Source organism: Saccharopolyspora sp. NPDC050642 (assembly GCF_040654735.1).
Lineage (GTDB): Bacteria > Actinomycetota > Actinomycetes > Mycobacteriales > Pseudonocardiaceae > Saccharopolyspora > Saccharopolyspora elongata.
Genome location: NZ_JBFAIN010000006.1, coordinates 325694 through 345306 on the forward strand (window position 1 = coordinate 325694; position 19613 = coordinate 345306).

Below are 19613 nucleotides of genomic sequence, written 5' to 3' on the forward strand. Positions count from 1 at the left end.
CGATGACCGATCGCGCCTACCGCATCCTGATGAACGGCGTCACCGGCCGGATGGGCTACCGCCAGCACCTGCTGCGTTCGGTGCTGGCGATCCGCGACGACGGCGGCGTGCCGCTAGCCGACGGCAGCCGCATCCAGGTCGAGCCGGTCCTGGTCGGCCGCAACGCCGAGAAGCTGGCCCGCATCGCCGCCGAGCACGACATCGCCGAGTGGAGCACCGATCTCGACGCGCTGCTGGCCGAGGACGCTGCGGAGATCTACTTCGACACCCAGGTCACCAGCGAGCGCCGCAAGGCCGTGCTGAAGGCCGTGGCCGCGGGCAAGCACGTCTACGCCGAGAAGCCCGTGGCCGAGACCGTGGCCGAGGGTGAGGAACTGGTGAAGGCGGCCGAAGACGCCGGGGTCGTCAACGGCGTCGTGCACGACAAGATCTTCCTGCCGGGCTTGCAGAAGCTCAAGCGACTGGTGGACGCGGGCTTCTTCGGTCGGATCCTTTCCGTGCGCGGGGAATTCGGCTACTGGGTCTTCGAGGGCGACCTGCTTCCCGCGCAGCGGCCGAGCTGGAACTACCGGGCCCAGGACGGCGGCGGCGTGGTGCTGGACATGTTCTGCCACTGGAACTACGTGCTGGAGAACATCTTCGGCCGGGTCCGCGCGGTCACCGCGAAGGCCGTCACGCACATCCCGGAGCGCTGGGACGAGGACGGGCAACGCTACGACGCCACCGCCGACGACGCGGCCTACGCGATCTTCGAGCTCGACGACGGGGTCATCGCGCAGATCAACTCGTCGTGGGCGGTGCGGGTGGAACGCAAGGAACTGCTGGAGTTCCAGGTCGACGGCACGCACGGCTCGGCGGTCGCGGGCCTGTTCGGCTGCCGCATCCAGCCGCGGGTCCGCACCCCGCGGCCGTCGTGGAACCCGGACCTGCCCACCACCGAGGACTTCCGCGGCCAGTGGGACGAAATCCCCGACAACGCGGAGTTCCACAACGGTTTCCGCGCGCAGTGGGAGCGGTTCCTGCTGGACGTGCACCACGGCAGGCCGCACCCCTACGACCTGGCGGCCGGGGTGCGTGGCCTCCGGCTCGCCGCCGCCGGTCTCACCTCGTCGGCAGAGGGCCGCCGCATCGAGCTGCCCACCGGCGGCGCGGCATGAGCGCGATCGAACTGCCCACCGACCAGGACACCTGGGCGCGAGTCGTGCTGCGCGAACCCAAGCGGTGGAAGGAACATCCGCGGCCGCACGGCTCGCGGGTCGCGTTCGCCGCCGCGCACGTGGTCGCCGATCCGCTCGGCGACAACACCCCGGGGGCGCCCGCGGCGGTGGACTGGGAGTCCACATTGGCCTTTCGCCGGGAGCTGTTCCGCTACGGGTTCGGGGTGGCGGAGGCGATGGACACCGCGCAGCGCAACATGGGCCTGGACTGGTCCGCGGTGCAGGAACTCGTCTGCCGCAGCGCCGAGCAGGCCCGCTCCCTCGGCGCTCGGATCGCCTCCGGGGCGGGCACCGACCACCGGGCCGGGGCCACCACCCTCGACGAGGTCGTCGCGGCCTACGAGGAGCAGGTCGGATTCGTGGAGTCGACCGGTTCGCAGGTGATCGTGATGGCCTCCCGCCAGCTGGCCGCCATCGCCCGCGGCACCGACGACTACCGGCGGGTGTACGACGCGGTGCTCGGGCAGGTGGCCGAGCCGGTGATCCTGCACTGGCTCGGCGAGGTCTTCGACCCGCACCTGGCCGGTTACTGGGGTTCGACCGACCTGCCCACGGCCACCGAAGCCTTCCTCGACCTCGTCCGCGACCACGCCGCGAAGGTCGACGGCGTGAAGGTGTCCCTGCTGTCGGCCGAACACGAACGCGGCCTGCGCGCCGCGCTGCCGACCGGTGTACGGCTCTACACCGGTGACGACTTCAACTACCCCGAGCTGATCCGCGGCGACTCGCAACACCACTCGGACGCGCTGCTCGGCGCGTTCGCCGCGATCGCCCCGGCCGCGTCGGCGGCGCTAGCCGCGCTCGACGACGCCGACCTCGCGACCTACGACGCGGAAATGGATGCGACGCTCCCGCTGTCGCGGCACGTGTTCAGCGCACCGACCTTCTACTACAAGACCGGGATCGCCTTCCTGGCCTGGCTCAACGGCCACCAGCCGGGGTTCACGATGCTCGGCGGCTTGCAGTCGGCGCGCAGCATCGTGCACCTGGCGCGGATCTTCGCGCTGGCCAATGACGCACAGCTGCTCGTCGATCCGGAGTTCGCCGCGCACCGGATGCGGTTGTGGCTCGTCGCTGCGGGGGTCGCTGCATGAGCGCGCGCGACGTGCCGACGAACGCACCGGCTCGGGTGCCGACTCCGCAGCCCGGTGACCCGCGGCTGGCCCGGCTCTCGCTGAACCAGCGCACCACCGCCAACTGGTCGCTGCGCGACGCCGTGGCGGGCTGCGTGGCCGCCGGGCTCGGCTCCATCGGGGTCTGGCGCGAACCCGTTGCGGAGGTCGGGTTGGAGGTCGCCGCGCGGATGGTCCGCGATGCCGGGCTGCGGATTTCCTCGCTGTGCCGCGGCGGCTTCTTCACCTCCGGCGATCCGATCGGCGACAACGTCACCGCCCTCGACGAAGCCGCAGCGCTCGGTTGCGACGCGCTGGTGCTCGTGCCCGGCGGACTGCCCGCGGGCGATCGCGATCTCACCGGCGCCCGCCGGCGCGTGGCCGATGCCGTCGCCGCATTGGTCCCGCAAGCCCGCGATCGCGGGGTGCGACTCGGCATCGAGCCGATGCATCCGATCTTCACCGCCGACCGCGGCGTGATCTCGACCCTCGCCCAAGCCCTGGACATCGCCGAGCAGCACCCGCCGGAAGTGGTCGGCGTCGTGGTCGACGCGTTCCACGTGTGGTGGGAGCCGGGCGTGCTGGAGCAGATCGCGCGCGCCGGGCAGCGGATCGTCAGCTACCAGATCTGCGACTGGATCACCCCGCTGCCCGCGGACACGCTGCTCAGCCGCGGGATGGTGGGCGACGGCCACATCGACTTCGCAGCGCTCACGCGCGCGGTCTCAGCTGCCGGATACCGCGGGGACGTCGAGGTCGAGATCTTCAACGCCGACGTCTGGGCCGCGCCCGGCTCCGACGTCGTCGCCACCATGACCCGCCGATACGTCGAGTTCGTGGAACCGTACCTCTAGCCGCCAGGAGATAGTCCACATGAGACGGAGAACGTTGCTCTCCGGATTGGTCGTCGGACTGTGCGCGACGGCCGTTCCGACCGCGTCCGCGGACCCAGGTCTCGTGGTGGTCCGGCCGGCCGCCACGGACCGGCACTGGGCCCCGCTGACGCCCGAGAAGTGGGAATTCACCGCCGGTCAGGTGATCATGACCGATCGCGGAGTGCCGCCGGAAGGCCCGCGCCGCCCGTTCGAGTACGCCATCGTCCGAAAAGGACCCGATTTCGGCTCGCTGAGCCTGACCGGCGAGGTCCGCATCGACGAGCCGGTGACCCGCAACGACCGCGATGTCGTGCTGGTCTTCAACTACCAGTCCCCCACCCGCTTCTACTACGCGCACCTGTCGCAGGACAACACGATCTACCCGCACAACGGGATCTTCGTCGTCGACGACGCCGACCGGGTCCGCATCGACGACCAGTGGGACGGCACCACCGGCGCACCGCCCGCCATCGACGACACCGACTGGCACGACGTCCGCCTCGACTACCGCGCCCAGACGGGTGAGGTCGCGGTGTACGTCGACGGCTCCGACGAGCCGCTGATGACCGCGACCGACACCACCTTCTCCGGTGGCCGGGTCGGTTTCGGCTCGTTCGACAACTACGGGCGCGTCCGCGACGTCACCATCGTCGGCACGGCCGCTTCCTGACTTTCCGGAATTTCTCCCGCAGTCCGCCGCTTTCCGCCGGCGACCTGCGACCCATGACCGACCCACAACGGCGAGGGATGGAGTCCGACCATGCGCGTGCGCAGATCTTGGTGCGCCGCGATCACCGCAGTGGTGGCCGCAGCGACCCTGTTAGCACCACCGGCGGCCGGTGCCGCCGACGAACCGATCACCGATCCGATCCCCGAGGAGCCGCAGCAGTCCCGGCTCGGCCTCGTGCTCCAGGAGGTCGCGCAACTGCCCGCGTCCGAGGCGACGCCACCGGCGACCGACCCGCGGTTGATCCGGCACAACCGGATCAACTACGTCGGCGAGGTTCCCGACGGATCTGGCCGGATGTTCGTGCCCGACCTCAACGGCCCGCTGTACCTGCTCGACGGCGGTCAGCAGCACGTGTACCTGGACTTCAAGGAGCGCTTCGAGCACTTCTTCTCCGGGCGCGGGATGGGCAGCGGCTTCGGTTTCGCCGCCTTCCACCCCGACTTCGCGCGCAACGGCAAGTTCTACACGGTGCACAGCGAGGACAAGGCGGCCATCGACTCCGAGGAGCCGACCTATCCGAACCAGCCGAACGCGTCCGTGCAGAGCGTGATCACCGAGTGGACCGCCGACGATCCGGCCGCCGACGTGTTCTCCGGTACCCAGCGGGAGATCTTCCGCTTCGGGTTCACCACCCAGATCCACGCGATCCAGCAGATCGACTTCAACCCCACCGCCAGGCCGGGCGACCCCGACTACGGCCTGCTGTACCTGGGAGTCGGTGACGGCGGCATCGGTCTGGACTCCGACGTGCCGCAGGACATGAGCACCCCGGCGGGCAAGATCCTGCGGATCGACCCGGCGGGCAACGATGGCCCGAGCGGCCAGTACGGCATTCCGGCGTCGAACCCGTTCGTCGGCACACCCGGCGCGCTGGGCGAGATCTACGCCGTCGGCATGCGCGACCCGCACCGGTTCAGCTGGGACCCCGGGGGTCAGCACGCGATGTACCTCGGCCACATCGGCCAGCACGCGATCGAAGCGGTGTACGAGGTCCGCGCCGGGGACAACTTCGGGTGGAGCGAGCGCGAGGGCGACTTCACCTTCCGCCCGGAGAACCAGTGCTACCTGTACCCGCTGCCGGCCGACGACGAGAAGTACGGCTACGTCTACCCGGTCGCCGCCTACGACCACGATCCGCCGCAGGGCTGGCCGTGCAACTCCGACAGCGGCCACGCGATCTCCGGCGGTCAGGTGTACCGGGGAGCGGAATTCCCGCTGCTGCGGGGCAAGTACATCTTCGGCGACCTGGTGGACGGCCGCGTGTTCTACACCGACGTCAACCGGATGAAGCGCGGCGCGGAACGCGCGCCCCTGCACGAGTTGCAACTGTTCGACACCGCGGGCAAGCAGATGCGGATGACGGACTTCGTCGGCGACGGCCGGGTGGACCTGCGCTTCGGCACCGACTCGCAGCGCAACCTGTACCTGCTCGCCAAGGCCAACGGCAAGATCTGGAAGGTGGTCGGAACCCGCGCGGCCCCCGGCTCGGAGGTCACCGAGCAGGTGCAGCGGAACCTGGTCGCCTACTACGACTTCGAGCGCCCCTTCCCCGCCGACGATTCCCGCGAGCTCGACCGCGGCGCGTCCCGCACCCTGCTGAGCCTGCTGGGCGGCGGAGAGGACATGCGGGTGGCCGACGGCGCGTTCCCCGGCAGCAACAACGCCCTCCAAGCGCAGCAGGTCAACCCCGAAGTGGCCGGCGACGACGACTGGAAGGCCGGTGTCTGGGACGGCAACGGGGTCTCGTCGCTCAGCGCGTTCAACGGCGTCGAGGGCGCGACCGTGATGGGCTGGTTCAAGATGACCGGCGAGAACCCCAGCCCCAACTCGGGCACACCGGACCCGGGCGACCGGTACAACGCCGTCGGTCTCGCCGGGATCCTCAGCGGCGACTCCGACGGCCACGACGTCCGGGCGCTGCTGGAGCTGATCCAGGTCGACGGCGAACTTCGGCTGGTGGGGCTGGGGCGGCGCATCGACGGCGGCAGCTCCCAGACGTTCGCCGCCCAGCAGGACTGGCGCGAGCTGCTCCCGCCCGGCGAATGGGTTCACCTGGCGGCGACGTTCGACTACACGACCGGCGAAATCGCCCTCTACCGCAACGGCGAGCAGCTCCGGGGCTTCTACACGGTCCCGGGCGATCCGTGGCAGCTCGACGGGTCGGGAACGACGAAGACGAACCCGCGGGGGATCAAGATCGGCGGCAGCTTCCCGCAGAACACGGCAGAGCGAAACCCCTGCAACTGCCGGATGGACTCGCTGATGTTCCTGAACACGGCGGCAGAACCAGACACGATAGCCCACCAATACCGGAGCTTCTTCCAACGCTGAGCCCCGACGCGGGGCGCGGCCCACCTGCGCCCCGCCCCCGACCCACGACCGTCAGAGCTCGCCGGCCAGGCATCTCAACGACGGTCGATCGCCGTTCGCTTGTTGACCACGACCGCCACGGGCGTCGCGGCTACACGCCGGGCCGCCGATTTCATGGTTCAACGGTGCGGTCCCGGCGACGGGTACGGCATGCCATGTGGGCCCGGCTGGGCTGGGCGCCTGGCCACGACGAACAGCACGATCCCGCTGACGGCACCGGCGATCAGCGCGGCGAACGAGAACGGCACTGCTGCCAGATACGTCAAGCGGAAACTGAGCGCGTCCGAAATCAGTTGGTTGACGAACGGGGCGACCACCGCAGCCAGGACGCCAAGAGCCGCCACCACTGCGGCCGCGATGCTCCGCTGATGCCTGATCCCCCGCACCAACGCCGTGGTCACTCCGGCGGCCGCGCCTGCGCCGAGCCCGCCGAGCACACGCCCCACCAGAAACATGCCGGCGCCACCGGCGAACGCGATCAGCAATGCACCGATGAGCATGACGCCGATCGCAGGCAAGGTCACCGCCGTCAGGAAACGCGCGCCGAGCAGGAATCCGAGCGGAAAGGCGATCACCGCTGCGATCAGATACGCGACGACGCCCTCCATCAGCAACTCCAGTCCCGACAAGCCAAGATCCATTTGAATGGGAGCCGTCAAGTCGGTGCGGTAGAGCGCGGTCAGCATGAACAGGCCGATGATCGCGGCAAGTCCGGGTCCGATCAGCGTCCACCAGGGGTGATCGTCATTCGGGCGTGCGTGATTCCGCTCCGGCGGCATAACGGACATGCCCCACCATGGCCCCGTTTGATCAACTCAAGCCACAGTCCGCGTCCGAACCCCGCGGACAGGACCAATCGGCTCCTGCGGGCATCCTGGACGCTCCAGGCCCGACATGCCGACCTTGGTCGTGGACGGCAGATAGGTCACACCTTCGCGCTGATCGATCTGCTGCCGTACGGGCGGCAGGAGGAGTGGCAGGACTCGCCCGAGGGCTGGCCGCAGCCCCACCTACAGCCGCTGGGCCAGCTCGGAGGACATCGCCGCGCGCTACGGCTCGGATGCCTGACGGGGCGGTTCAGGCGCGCTGAGCGGTCTTGCCCGGGAACGCCGGGAAGGACGCCAGGCCGCGGACGACCGACGTCGGGCGGCGCACTGCAGGTCCGGCGCGGCGCAGATCGGGCACCCGGGTGGCCAGGCAGCGGAACGCGACCTCCCCCTCGATCCGCGCCAGCGGGGCGCCGAGGCAGTAGTGGCTGCCAGAGGAGAAGGCCAGGTGCTCGCCCTGGACCTCCCGGGTGATGTCGAAGCGGTCGGGATCCTCGTGCTTCGCCGGGTCCCGGCCGGCCGAGGCCAGCAGCACCAGCACCGGCGTGTCCTTGCGCAGCTGGCGGCCGGCGAGCTCGAGCGGCTCGTGCGCGATCCGGCCGGTCATCTGCACCGGCGGGTCCCAGCGCAGCGCCTCCTCCACCACGGCCGGTGCCAGGCTCGGGTCGGCGCGCAGGAGGTCCCACTGCTCCGGGTGGTTCAGCAGCGCGTTCGCGCCGTTGCCGACCATGCTGACGGTCGTCTCGAAACCGGCGACCAGCAGCAGGTTGCACAGCTGCACCAGCTCCGTGCTGGTGATCTTGTCATCGTCGAGCGCGGTCACCAGGTTGCTCACGACGTCGTCGCCCGGGTCCGCGCGGCGCTGCTCGATGAGCCTGGCGAACATCGCGTCCAGCTCGTTCAGGGATTCCCGCATCTGCCGGAGCTGCTTGGTCGAACGGACCCCGTCCAACGAGCCGGACACCACCAGGCCGTGGTGCCCCAGCCGGTCGGCGTCCACTTGGGACAGCCCGAGCAGGTCGCAGATCACCCGGATCGGCAGCAGGCTGGCGTAGTCGCGGACCAGGTCGAAGCTGCCGCGCGCGATCGCCTCGTCCAGCAGTTCGTTGGCGATGTCCTCGATCCGCTGGCGGTACTTCTCCATGCGGCGCGGCCGCAGCTCCGGCGCGGCCAGGCGCCGGATCCGGGTGTGGTCCGGCGGGTCGAGTTCGAGCAGCGAGAGCTGGAGGTCGACGGCGGCCGCGGTGGGGTCGCCGTAGGACCCGTCGCTGCGGAGCACGCCGAATCGCCGGTCCCGCAGCACTTCCTCGCAGAGTTCGTGGGTGGTGCAGATCAGCAGCCCGAGCTTGCTGCGGATCAGCGGTCCCCGCGCCCGCATCGCCGCGTAGATCGGGTACGGGTCGTCGCGCCACGGGGAGTGCAGCAGGCGGGCGAAGGAATCACCGCCCTTGGCGAACAGGAAGGCCAGCGCCCCTTGGGCGAACAGCCTCGCCCGGAGCCCGAGCTCGGCGAACGTGCTCTGGTCGGCCCGGGACTGCTGACCGGACATCGTCGAACCTCCGTGATCGATCGGGTGGGATGAACGCCTGTTTCCGAACTCGTTCTGCGTGGCGGTGCGAGCAGCAGAACCTCAGACGCCGCCTGGACTCCGTCCTCCGCAATTTCCATTGAAATTGGACCTTCGATTTCAATGGAAATTGCGGCGCTACGGGACGCGGGGGCGGCCGAGGGCCGGGGCGTCGAGGCGCATGGTGTCGGGCAGGGATCGCGGCTCCGGAACCAGGTGCAGCCGCTGGACCCCGGCTTCCGCCGGCCGTTCGGTGCTGCATTCGCAACGCTCGTCGGTGAAGCCCGCGAAGCGGTAGGCGATGTCCATCATCCGGTTTCGGTCGGTGGCCCGGAAGTCGGCGACGAGGTGCACGCCGGCCCGGAACGCCTGGTCCACCAACCAGTTCAGGACGACCGTGCCCACCCCGAAGGAGACCACCCGGCACGAGGTGGCCAGCAGCTTGAGGTGCCAGCGGTCGGGGCGGGTTTCCAGCAGCAGCACGCCGATGGCGCCGTGCGGGCCGAAGCGGTCGGTGAGCGTGGCCACCAGGACCTCGTGGGCCGGGTCGGCGCAGAGCTCGCGCAGCACGGCATCCGGGTAGTGCACCCCGGTGGCGTTCATCTGGCTGGTGCGCAGCGTCAGCTCTTCGACCCGCGACAGCTCCTCGTCGTCCGCCCGGCCGACGCGCAGTTCGAGGCCCAGCGTGCGCAGGAACTCCTCGTCGGGCCCGGCGAAGGACACCCGTTCGGACTCCCGCTGGAAGTTCGCCTGGTACAGCTGCCTGCGCCGCCGGGAATCGACCGTCACCGCCCGCGGGCTGAACTCGGGCAGCCCCGGCAGGGCCAGCGCCTGGTCGGCCGGGTAGCAGCGGACCTCGGGGAGGTGGAAGGCGACCTCCGCGCGTTCGGCCGGCTGGTCGTCGATGAAGGCGATCGTGCCGGGCGCGAAGTTCAACCGCTCCGCGATGCGGCGAACCGAATCCGACTTGCGCCCCCAACCGATCTGGGGAAGCACGAAGTAGTCGGCCACGCCCAGCTCCACCAGGCGCGCCCACGCCAGGTCGTGATCATTCTTGCTGGCCACCGCCTGCAGGACGCCGCGGGAGTCGAGCTCCTTGACCACGGCGGTGATCCCGTCGGCCAAGCGCACGTTCCCGTCCTCTACCAGGGTGCCCCGCCACAGGGTTTCGTCCAGGTCCCAGACCAGGCATTTCACCAGCGTCTGCTTGTCGTCCATCGGTACTCCCGAAACGTTCATCGTGCTGCGGTCAGCGCGTGCTGCGCCAAGATGAGCTGGCAGATCTCGCTGCTGCCTTCGATGACCTCCATCAGCTTCGCGTCGCGGTAGGCGCGGGCCACGACGTGCCCGTCGCGCGCGCCCGCCGAGGCCAAGACCTGCACCGCCGACGCGGCGCCCGCAACGGCCTGGCCGGAGCTCACGTGCTTGGCGAGCACTGTGGACACGACCGCGTCCGGAGAACCGGAATCCCAGCAGCGACTCGCGTGTTCGCACGCCCTCGTCGCGACCTGCTCGGCCACCAGCAGCTCGGCGAGGTGCCGGGCGACCAGCTGGTGCTCCGCCAGCGGTTTGCCGAACTGCCGTCGCGACGCGGCGTGCCCGCTCGCCGCGGCCAGGCAGGCCCGCAGGATGCCGACGCACCCCCAGGCCACCGACATTCGGCCGTAGGCGAGGGCCGTCGTGACCAGCAGCGCGAGGGACTGGCCGGTGCCGCCGAGGACGCTGTTCCTCGGCAGCCGCACGGAATCGAAGCGGACGTTGGCGTGCCCTGCCGCGCGGCAGCCCAGCGGCTCCGCGATCCGCTCCACGTGCACGCCGGGTGCCGATGCGGGCACGACGACCGCGGCGGCGCCATCCCCGTGGCGGCCGAAGACCACCAGCAGGTCGGCGTAGTGCGCGGCGGTCATCCACACCTTCTGCCCGCTCACGACGACGGAGTCGCCGTCCTGCCGGATTTCGGTGCCGATCGCGGACAGGTCGCTGCCCGCCTCCGGTTCGCTGAACCCGACCGCGGCCAGCTCCCCGCCGGTCAGGCGCGCGAGGTAGGTGCTGCGCTGGTCGGCGTCGCCGAGTCGCTGGATGGTCCACGCCGCCATGCCCTGCGAGGTCATCACGCTGCGCAGCGAGCTGCAGAGGCTGCCCGCGTGGGCGGTGAACTCCCCGCAGGCGAGGCTGTCGAGGCCGAGGCCGCCGTGCTCCGCCGGAACCTGGGGGCACAGCAGGCCCCGGTCGCCGAGTTCGCGCAGCACCTCCCCCGGCAGGAGTCCCGCCACATCCCAGGAATCGGCTTGGTCGCCGACGAGCGCCGCGACCAGGGCGCGTTCGTCGGCGAGCCGCTCAGGCGCCATCGCCGGGCGCGGCCCGTTGGAGCCGGTGGACGAGGTCCGCCATGGCGTTGACGGAGCGGAAGCTGTCCATCTTCAGGTCCGGTCCGACGATGGACACGTCGAAGGTCTGCTCCAGCTGGACCACCAGCTCCATCGCGAACAGCGACGTGATCAGCCCCTCCGCGAACAGGTCCCGGTCGGGTGCCACCGACGTCCTCAGCCGCTGCTCCAGGAAGGACAGCAGCTCGCGCTCGATCGCCGCGCGGGAACCCTGCTCGACCGATTGATCCGTTGTCATGAGAGCACCTCTCCGTAGTCGTAGAAGCCCTGGCCGGTCTTGCGCCCCAGGTCTCCGCTGGCCACCTTCTCCAGCAGCAGGTCGCACGGCCGGCAGCTCTGCTCGCCGGTCCGCTCGTACAGCGCCGCGAGGGAATCCACGAGGTTGTCCAGGCCGATCAGGTCCGCGGTCCGCAGCGGGCCGGTCGGGTGGCCGAGACAGCCCTGCATCAAGGTGTCGACCGCGTCCACCGTGGCGGTGCCGCGCTCCACGATCCGCGCCGCCTGGTTGATCATCGGGTGCAGCAACCGGCTGGTGACGAACCCGGGGTCGTCCCGCACGACGACCGCGGTCCGGTCGAGCGCGCCCAGCAGCGACTCGACCGCCGCGACCGCCGCGTCGGAGGTGCGCGGGCCGCGGACGAGTTCCACCATCTTGATCAGGTACGTCGGGTTCATGAAGTGCGTCCCGACGAGCTGCTCGGGGCACGGCAGCTCCTCGGCGAGTTCGTCTATGGGGATGCCCGAGGTGTTGGACACCAGGGGTGTTCCGGGCGGGACCACCGCCGCGACCTCGGCCAGCACCTTCCGCTTCACGTCGGGAAGTTCGGTGACCGCTTCCAGGACGGCGGTCGCCCCTTCCGCGCCCCCGACGGACGTGCTGGTGACCAGTTCGCCGGCGGGTTGGTCGGCGGGCAGCGCGCCCAGCAGGTGGGCGTGCCGCAGCTGCCGGGCGATCCGCGCCCGCGCCTGATCCAGCGTCGGCCGGTCCACGTCTACCAGGTGCACGGGCAGCCCGTACCCGAGGGCCAGGGTCGTGATGTTCGATCCCATCACCCCCGCCCCCAGGACGGTGAGCCGGTGTTCTCCCGGACCGAATTCCACCGCATCTCCTATCGAAGTGTGGAGGCCACCCGCCGCCGACCGTCCTGTTCGGACGGTCGGATCGACGGGAGGCTGGTTGTCGTCTCAAGTCGTTCTCGCCCGCCGGAGGCGGGCCTGGGCATCAGGACGCCTTCTTCCGGACGAGGGAAATGCCGTCCGCCATGGTCAGCATCGCGAGGTCGACCCGGTCGTCGGCGCGGATGCGCGAGTTGAGCTCGCGCAGCGCGACCGTGTCCGGATCCTGGGCCGCCGGATCGACGACCCTGCCGAAGAAGACCGTGTTGTCCAGCACGATCAGCCCGCCTGGGCGCACCAGGGTGAGGGCGTCCTCGTAGTAGCTCGGGTAGTTCGCCTTGTCGGCGTCGATGAACACCAGGTCCGTCCGGTTCCCGCCGCCCTCGGTGATGAGTCCGGCGAGCGTCGTCCGCGCATCACCGACGCGGACCTCGATCCGGTCGGCGACACCGGCGCGCTTCCAGTACGGGGCGCCGATCGCCGGCCACCTGTCGGTGATGTCGCAGGTCACCAGGCGCCCGTCGGCGGGAAGTGCCCGGGCCATGCACAGCGTGCTGTAGCCGGTGAAGGTGCCGACCTCCAGCACGGAACGGGCCCCGATCAGCCCGACCAGGAACGCGAGCAGCTGCCCTTCCTCGGGCATGACCTGCATGACCTTCCCCATCGGATAGGCCACCGTCTCGTCGCGCAGTTCGCGCAGGATCTCGTCCTCCCGCAGCGAAACCTCGCGGACGTAGGAGAGCAGTTCCGGGGAGAACCCGGTTTGATCGGCCATGTCTCCTGCAACCTCCCGCCTGATGTCTGGCTCGTGCCTCCGGAGCGAGTTCCGGCTACGTCCGGCCGAGCCGGACCGGGAGCCGCTCGAGTCCGCGCATCACGACGCTGAACCGCCACTCCAGCTGCTCGGCCGGTACCGCGAGGTCGATCCGGCCGTACCTGCCCAGCAGCTTGGTGAACGCGATCTCCGCCTCCAGCCGGGCCAGCGGCGCGCCGAGGCAGTAGTGGATGCCATGCCCGAAGGCGAGGTGGCCGCCCTCGTCCCGGCCGATGTCCAGGACGTCCGGGTCCGCGTAGCGCCGCGCGTCGTGGTTGGCGGAGTCGATGTTGAGCATCACGAACTGGCCCTCCGGGATGCGCACCCCGGCGATCTCCACGGGTTCGGTGGTGAACCGCAGCGTCGCCTGGTTGATGGGGCTGTCGTAGCGGAGGAACTCCTCGATGGCGCCGGGCAACCGGGTCGGGTCGTCCCGCAGCGCCGCGAGCTGGTCCGGGTGGGTCAGCAGCGCGAGCAGGCCGTTGCCGATCAGGTTCACCGTGGTTTCGTGGCCGGCCGCCAGCAGCAGGCACGCCATCGAGACCAGCTCGTCCGCGGTCAGCCGATCACCGCCGTCCCGGGCGTGGATCAGCGCGGAGAGCATGTCCTCGCCCGGGTCCTGTTCCTTGGCCTTGATCAAGCCGTGCAGGTAGTCCGCCATCGCGCTGGACGCCTCCGTCACGACTTCCGGCGGCAGCGCCGAGACGAGCGCGTTGGACCAGGACCGGAACTCCTCCCGGTCCTCCTGCGGAACCCCCAGGAGCTCGCAGATCACCTTGATCGGCAGCGGAACCGCGAAGACCGCCAGCAGGTCGACGTGCTGCCGCCCGCCCAAGGCGTCCAGCAGCTCGTCGCAGATCTCCTCGATCCGCGGCCGCAGGCGCTCGACCGCGCGCGGGGTGAACGCCTTGTTGACCAGTCCACGCAGCCTGCCGTGCTCCGGCGGATCGGTGTTGAGCATGTGGTGCAGGAGCGACTGCCCGAACAGGCTGTCGGTGCCGGACAGCGAGTGCAGGTCCAGCAGTTCGGCGACCCGGTGCGAGTCCTTCGCGAACCGCTGGTCGGCCAGCGCCGCGCGCACCTCCGCGTGGCCGGTGATCAGCCACGGCCGGAACCCCGACGACATGACCATCTGGCGAACCGGGATGTCCCTCATGACGATTCTCCTCGCATCGGCGGCTGCACCGATGGGTCGCCGGACGCCGTTGCAGCCGTCCCGAGGTCATCGGCCAGCCAGGACTCCAGCGCGGCGGCGGTCGTGGTGGCGTGGTCGTGCAGCATGGTGGCGTGATCACCGGGCACGACGACGATCTCGTCGACACCGTCCGGAGGTGCCGGGCTCTCTCCGCCCGTCGCGTCGAGGAACACCTGTTCCCGGGCCCGCAGCAACAGGGTCCGAACCGCGGCCGGCCGCGCCTCCCACTTCTCGAACAGCTGCAGGTACCGGCTCATGGCTGTGAGTTCTTCGCTGCCGACGTTCAGCGTCCGCACGAGCCGCGAGTTCGCCGACATCAGTTCGTCGAAAACCCGGTGCGCGTACTGGAGGTCGGGGCTGTAGGCGTCCACCAGCACCAGGCGCTCCGGCGGCGAGCCGATGCTCTCCAGGTGTGCCGCCACCTCCTGCGCGACCCAGCCGCCCGAGGAGTAGCCGAGCAGCACGAACGGCTCGTCGCCCGCGCACTCCAGCACTGTCGTCGCGTGGTGCCGGACCAGCGTCGCCATGTTCTCGGGAAGCTGTTCGCCACGGCCGAAACCGGGGTGGGGCAGCACCCAGACGTCCCGCTTGCCGCGGAACGGGGCGGCGAGGCGCACGAACTGGTGCGCGCCGGCCGGCGTGACGAACGGGGTCAGGCAGATCAGCGCGGGCCGCTCCGGTCCCCGCGCCAGGTGTAGCGGGGTGGGCCGGTTCAGCAGCTCCTCCGGGCTCCTGGCGCCGGGGCGCAGGTTCGCGGCCGCCTCCAGCATCGGCATCGCCTCCATGGCCGTGCCGTTCTCGCAGGCCTGCCGGTAGAGCTCGACCATCATGTCGGCCGGACCGCTTTCGCGGGAGCCGGTCAGCGCCGTGCGCAGGTACCGGGCGAGCTCGGCCGGCGTGGGGTGTTCGAAGGCCAGGCTGGTGGGCAGTTTGAGGCCGGTGGCCGCCGAGAGCCGCTTCCGCAACTGGACCGAGGTCAGCGAATCCAGGCCCAGCTCGGTGAAGCGCTGCGCCGGATCCACTTCGTCGGACTCGGCGTAGTTGAGGACGGCGGCGATCTGGCCGCGGACCAGGCTCAGGAGCGCTTCTTCCTGCTGCTCCTCCGGAAGTCCGGACACATCGTCCACAAGCGACGAGGCGTCCGCGGGCTCGTCGCCCCGGCCCAGCCGCCGCACGTCCGGTAGGTCCGCGAGCAGCGGGCTCGGGCGGGACTCGGTGAATTCGGGGAAGAACCGCGCCCAGTCGACCGGCGACACGATCAGCGACGTCTCCTCGTGCTCCACCGCCTGGCGAAGCGCGTCGACCACCAGCTCCGCGGGAATCGCCGGGTCGGGTCCGCGGTCCAGCGCCACCGCGGTCGCGACCGCTCCGCGCGCGCGGCGTCGCCGGGCCAGCCCGTCGAAGAACGCCCCGGTTCGGGCCTGCCCCGCGCTGCCCCAGACCGCACCGGCCGAGGACAGCAGCACGAAAGCATCCAGTTCCCGGTCCGCGAGCAGTTCGTCGAGGTTGGTCGCGGCCGCCAGGTCGTCGGCCGGGCCCGTGCAGAACTGCTCCGCTCCGGCGTTCGGGGGCGCGACGTGGAGCACTGCGGTGAGCTGCTGGTCGATCCCCGCCAGCAGCCGGGAGAGCGCCTCCCGGTCGCTCGTGTCGCATTCGACGATGCTCACCCGGTCTACGGCGGCCAGCTCCTCGGGTTCCGGGTCCCCTGGCCGGCGTTGCAGCACGAGGTGCTCGACGCCGGATTCGGCCAGCTTCTTCACCAGGCTTTCCCCGATGTCGTCGCCGATCGCGCCGGTGACCAGCACCGTGCCGCGCGGCTGCCAGGTGCGCTTCGGCTGGGCGTCGGCCAGCGGGGCGCGGACGAGGCGGCAGCCGAACACGCCCGATGCCCGCACCGCGACCTGGTCTTCGGTCCGTCCCGCGAGGACGCCTGCCAGGCGCCGCATCGCGAACTCGTCCGCTGCTTCGGGAAGGTCGATCAGCCCGCCCCAACGCGCGGGGTGTTCCTGCGCGACTGCGCGGCCGAAACCCCACAGCTCGGCCTGCGCCGGATCGGGAGGCGCGTCGGTCGGCGAAGTCGATACGGCTCCGCTGGTCGCGCACCACAGCGGCGCCTGGACGTCGAGTTCACCCAACGCGCTCACGAGGCCGATCGAGGCGACCAGGCCGGCGGGCAGCGCCGGGTGCGGTCCGGATGCGAGCCCCAGCAGCGAGAGTATGCCCGCCGGTGGTTCGTCGATCGCCGCGCGCAACCGCTCCAACGCGACGCCGTGGTCTGCGTCGGCGGGCAACTCCACCGCGCGCACCGTCGCGCCGTGCGCGCTGAGGGCCTGGGCCGATGCGGCCGTCCAGTCGTCGTCGAGTCCGGCCGGAACGGCGAGAAGCCAAGTCCCGTCGAGCTGTGGCGCGGTGGCTTCCGGCACCCGGGCGAAACCGGTCCGGTACCGCCAGTTGTCCAGTGTGGACCTCTCCCGGCGCTTCCGCCGCCAGGCGGACAGCAGCGGGATGACCGGTTCGAGCGCAGTGGCATCGGCGCTCAGCTCGGCGGCCATCGCGGGGAGGTCCGCTTTCTCCACCAGATCCCAGAATTCGGCGTCGTCCGAGCGCGGTCCGGTCGCTCCCCGGGGGACGTACTCCATCCAGTACCGCTTGCGCTGGAACGGGTAGGTCGGCAGGTCGACCGTCCGGGAGGCGCCGTCGCCGAAGGCGGGTTCCCAGTCCACGTGCACGCCGTTGACGTGCATCTGGGCCGCGGCGAGGAAGAACCGGTCCAGGTCACCGTCGTCGCGGTGCAGGGTGTCGCCCACCACCACTTCGGCCTCCGCCGCATCGGCGATCGCCTGGACCATCTCGGCGAGCAGCGGGTGCGGGCTGATCTCGACGAACGCCTCGTGCCCGCGGGCGAGCAGGCTGCGCACGGCCGGTTCGAAGCGGACCGTCTGGCGCGCGTTGCGGTACCAGTAGTCGGCGTCCAGCTCGGTGGTGTCCAGCACATCGCCTGTCACGGTGGAGAAGAACGGGATCTGCCCCTGCGCCGGGGAAATCCCGTCGAACGCGGCCAGCAGGTCGTCGCGCAGCGCCTCCACCTGGGCCGAGTGCCCGGCTCCGGTGGCGGCCCGGATCTTGCGGGCGCGCACGCCCGCGGCCTTCAGCTCTTCCAGCAGTTCGTCGATCGCGTCCAGGTCGCCGGAGACGGTGAGCGCGGTCGGCCCGTTCTTCGCGGCGACGGACAACCGGTCGCCGTACTTCTCCAGCCGCCGGCGCAGTTCCCCGACCGGCATCGCGATGGCCGCCATGGTTCCCTTGCGGTGCAACGGCATCAGCGCTTCGCATCGCTTCGCGATGAGCTTGGCCGAGTCCTCCAGCGTCAGCGCCCCGGCGATGTGGGCGGCGGCGACCTCGCCTTGCGAGTGACCGAGCACGACGGCGGGCTGCACCCCGTAGGACTGCCACAGGCGCGTGAGCGCCACCATCACCGAGAACAGCACCGGCTGGACCACCTCGCCGCGGTCCAGCGACGGAGCTCCCGGTAGCTGGCGCAGCACGTCCACGACCGACCAGCCCACCAGCGGCGCGAACGCGTCCGCGCATTCCTGCAGCGCCGCCGCGAACACCGGGGACGAGTCCAGCAGCGCCACGCCCATGCCCGCCCACTGCCCGCCCTGCCCCGGGTAAACGAACACCGGCGCGCCGATGTGCTGCCGGGCGACGCCCGCCACGACCTGCGTGGAGTGCTCATCGCGCTCGGCAGCGGCCAGACCGGCGAGCAGCTGTTCGCGGTCCCGGCCGACCACCACGGCGCGGTGCGACAGCGCCGCTCGTGATCGGAACAACGACCGCCCCAGGTCCTCGCTGCTCGTGCCGGGAGCCGACGCCGCGAACCTCCGCAGGTTTCCGGCCTGTGCGCGCAATGCGGGCGTGCCCTTGCCGGACAGCAACCACGGCACCGCCGGAACAGCTGCGGGTTCCGCCGTGCTGCTCTCGGCCTGGGCCTGTTCCAGGATCACGTGGGCGTTGGTGCCGGCTCCGCCGATGGACGAGACCGCTGCGCGCCGTGGGCGGCCTGTCTCCGGCCACTCCCGCTCGTCCACCAGCAACCGCAACGCACCCGAGGACCAGTCCACATGGGACGATGGTTCGTCCACGTGCAACGTCCTCGGCAGGAACCCACGTTCCAGGGCCATGACCATCTTGATCACACCGGCAACGCCAGAAGCGGCCTGCGTGTGCGCGATGTTCGACTTCACCGACCCCAACCACAACGGCCGTCCCGGCGAGTGCCCTTCGCCGTAGGTCGCCAGCAACGCACCGGCCTCGATCGGATCCCCCAACCGAGTCCCGGTCCCGTGCGCCTCCACCGCATCCACATCCGACGCCGACAAGCCCGCGTTCGCCAACGCCGCCCGAATCACCCGCTCCTGCGACGGGCCGTTCGGCGCCGTCAAACCGTTGGTCGCGCCGTCCTGGCTCACCGCGCTGCCGCGGACGACCGCCAGCACCTTCCGGCCATGCCGCACCGCATCCGACAAGCGCTCCACCAGAACCACGCCGACGCCCTCGCCCCAACCGGTGCCGTCCGCCGACTCCGCGAACGCCTTGCACCGGCCGTCCGCCGCCAGGCTCCGCTGCCGCGAACCCTCGACGAAGATCCGGGGTGAGACGATCACGGCCGCTCCCCCTGCGATGGCGAGGTCGCACTCGCCCAACCGCAACGCCTGGCACGCCTGGTGCAACGCCACCAACGACGACGAGCACGCCGTGTCCAGCGTCACCGCGGGCCCGTGCAGTCCCAGCACGTACGCCAACCGGCCGGACATGACGCTCTGCCCGTTGGCAGCCAGCAAATACCCCTCGTCGGCGTCGGGCACCCGGTCGAGGAGGCCCAGGTAGTCGTCCCCGGAAGCTCCGATGAACACGCCGGTCGACGTGCCGTGCGCCGAGGTCGGCGCGATCGCGGCCCTTTCGAACGCCTCCCAGGTGGTCTCCAGCAGCAGCCGCTGCCGCGGGTCCATCATCAGCGCCTCGCGCGGTGAGATGCCGAAGAACGCCGGATCGAAGCCGGCGGGGTCGTCCATGAAAGCCCCGTGGCGGACGTAGGACTTGCCGAGCCGGTCGGGGTCCGGGTCGTAAAGACCCTCCAGGTCCCAACCCCGATCCACCGGAAACCCCGCCACCCCATCACGACCGCCGGCGACCAACTCCCACAAGTCCTCCGGCGACGACACGCCACCCCCGTACCGGCACGCCATCCCCACGATCGCGATCGGCTCGCGAGCACGCTCCTCCAGCTCGCGCACGCGCTTGCGGGCATCGCGCAGCGCGGCGGTAGCCCGCTTCATGTAGTCGAGGGTCTTCGCGTCTTCCGTCACGTCAGTTCCACCTATCCGACCGCTGGGCGTCCAC

At 70.7% G+C, this 19613-nt stretch carries 14 protein-coding genes; 5 read left to right on the forward strand and 9 right to left on the reverse strand.

Annotation, left to right across the window (positions count from 1 at the left end; genetic code table 11):
• Positions 1-2: 2 nt before the first annotated feature.
• The 5 genes from AB0H93_RS13465 to AB0H93_RS13485 all read left to right on the forward strand — a co-directional run bounded on the left by AB0H93_RS13465 (position 3) and on the right by AB0H93_RS13485 (position 6265).
• Positions 3-1157, forward strand: coding sequence for a Gfo/Idh/MocA family oxidoreductase (locus tag AB0H93_RS13465; protein ID WP_358571936.1), 1155 nt, complete (start codon positions 3-5; stop codon positions 1155-1157).
• A complete protein-coding gene (locus AB0H93_RS13470) occupies positions 1154-2311 on the forward strand; it encodes a dihydrodipicolinate synthase family protein (RefSeq protein ID WP_358571938.1) in 1158 nt (385 codons plus the stop codon). Before AB0H93_RS13465 ends, AB0H93_RS13470 begins: the two co-directional genes overlap by 4 nt.
• Positions 2308-3183 carry a sugar phosphate isomerase/epimerase family protein gene (locus AB0H93_RS13475; RefSeq protein ID WP_358571940.1) on the forward strand — a complete coding sequence of 292 codons (876 nt, stop codon included), beginning with the start codon at positions 2308-2310 and terminating at the stop codon, positions 3181-3183. The genes AB0H93_RS13470 and AB0H93_RS13475 overlap by 4 nt, the downstream gene beginning before the upstream one ends.
• 19 nt (positions 3184-3202) lie before the next feature.
• Entirely contained in the window at positions 3203-3874 is a 672-nt protein-coding gene (locus AB0H93_RS13480) for a hypothetical protein (protein ID WP_358571942.1), read from the forward strand.
• Between the two features lie 90 nt (positions 3875-3964).
• On the forward strand, positions 3965-6265 hold the full coding sequence (locus tag AB0H93_RS13485; protein WP_358571944.1) for a PQQ-dependent sugar dehydrogenase: 2301 nt from the start codon (positions 3965-3967) through the stop codon (positions 6263-6265).
• A gap of 158 nt (positions 6266-6423) precedes the next feature.
• Here the strand turns inward: AB0H93_RS13485 and AB0H93_RS13490 are convergent, their stop codons facing one another.
• The 9 genes from AB0H93_RS13490 to AB0H93_RS13530 form a co-directional block, all read right to left on the reverse strand.
• On the reverse strand, positions 6424-7092 hold the full coding sequence (locus AB0H93_RS13490) for an MFS transporter (RefSeq protein ID WP_358571946.1): 669 nt from the start codon (positions 7090-7092) through the stop codon (positions 6424-6426).
• A 289-nt stretch (positions 7093-7381) separates the two neighbouring features.
• A complete protein-coding gene (locus tag AB0H93_RS13495) occupies positions 7382-8680 on the reverse strand; it encodes a cytochrome P450 (protein ID WP_358571948.1) in 1299 nt (432 codons plus the stop codon).
• A 156-nt stretch (positions 8681-8836) separates the two neighbouring features.
• Positions 8837-9916, reverse strand: a complete 1080-nt coding sequence (locus AB0H93_RS13500) for an HAD-IIIC family phosphatase (protein ID WP_358571950.1) — start codon at positions 9914-9916, stop codon at positions 8837-8839.
• Positions 9917-9933: 17 nt separating this feature from the next.
• A complete protein-coding gene (locus AB0H93_RS13505; RefSeq protein ID WP_358571952.1) occupies positions 9934-11046 on the reverse strand; it encodes an acyl-CoA dehydrogenase family protein in 1113 nt (370 codons plus the stop codon).
• The gene (locus tag AB0H93_RS13510) at positions 11036-11323 is read right to left on the reverse strand and encodes a phosphopantetheine-binding protein (protein WP_358571954.1); all 288 of its coding nucleotides are present in this window, start codon (positions 11321-11323) and stop codon (positions 11036-11038) included. The genes AB0H93_RS13505 and AB0H93_RS13510 overlap by 11 nt, the downstream gene beginning before the upstream one ends.
• Complete coding sequence (locus AB0H93_RS13515) at positions 11320-12186, reverse strand: 3-hydroxyacyl-CoA dehydrogenase family protein (protein WP_358571956.1); 867 nt, start codon at positions 12184-12186, stop codon at positions 11320-11322. Before AB0H93_RS13515 ends, AB0H93_RS13510 begins: the two co-directional genes overlap by 4 nt.
• 121 nt (positions 12187-12307) lie before the next feature.
• Positions 12308-12976: a class I SAM-dependent methyltransferase gene (locus AB0H93_RS13520; RefSeq protein WP_358571958.1), complete on the reverse strand. Its 669-nt coding sequence runs from the start codon at positions 12974-12976 to the stop codon at positions 12308-12310.
• Between the two features lie 55 nt (positions 12977-13031).
• A complete protein-coding gene (locus AB0H93_RS13525; protein WP_358571960.1) occupies positions 13032-14171 on the reverse strand; it encodes a cytochrome P450 in 1140 nt (379 codons plus the stop codon).
• Positions 14168-19579, reverse strand: a complete 5412-nt coding sequence (locus AB0H93_RS13530) for a type I polyketide synthase (protein ID WP_358571962.1) — start codon at positions 19577-19579, stop codon at positions 14168-14170. The genes AB0H93_RS13525 and AB0H93_RS13530 overlap by 4 nt, the downstream gene beginning before the upstream one ends.
• Positions 19580-19613: the final 34 nt, after the last annotated feature.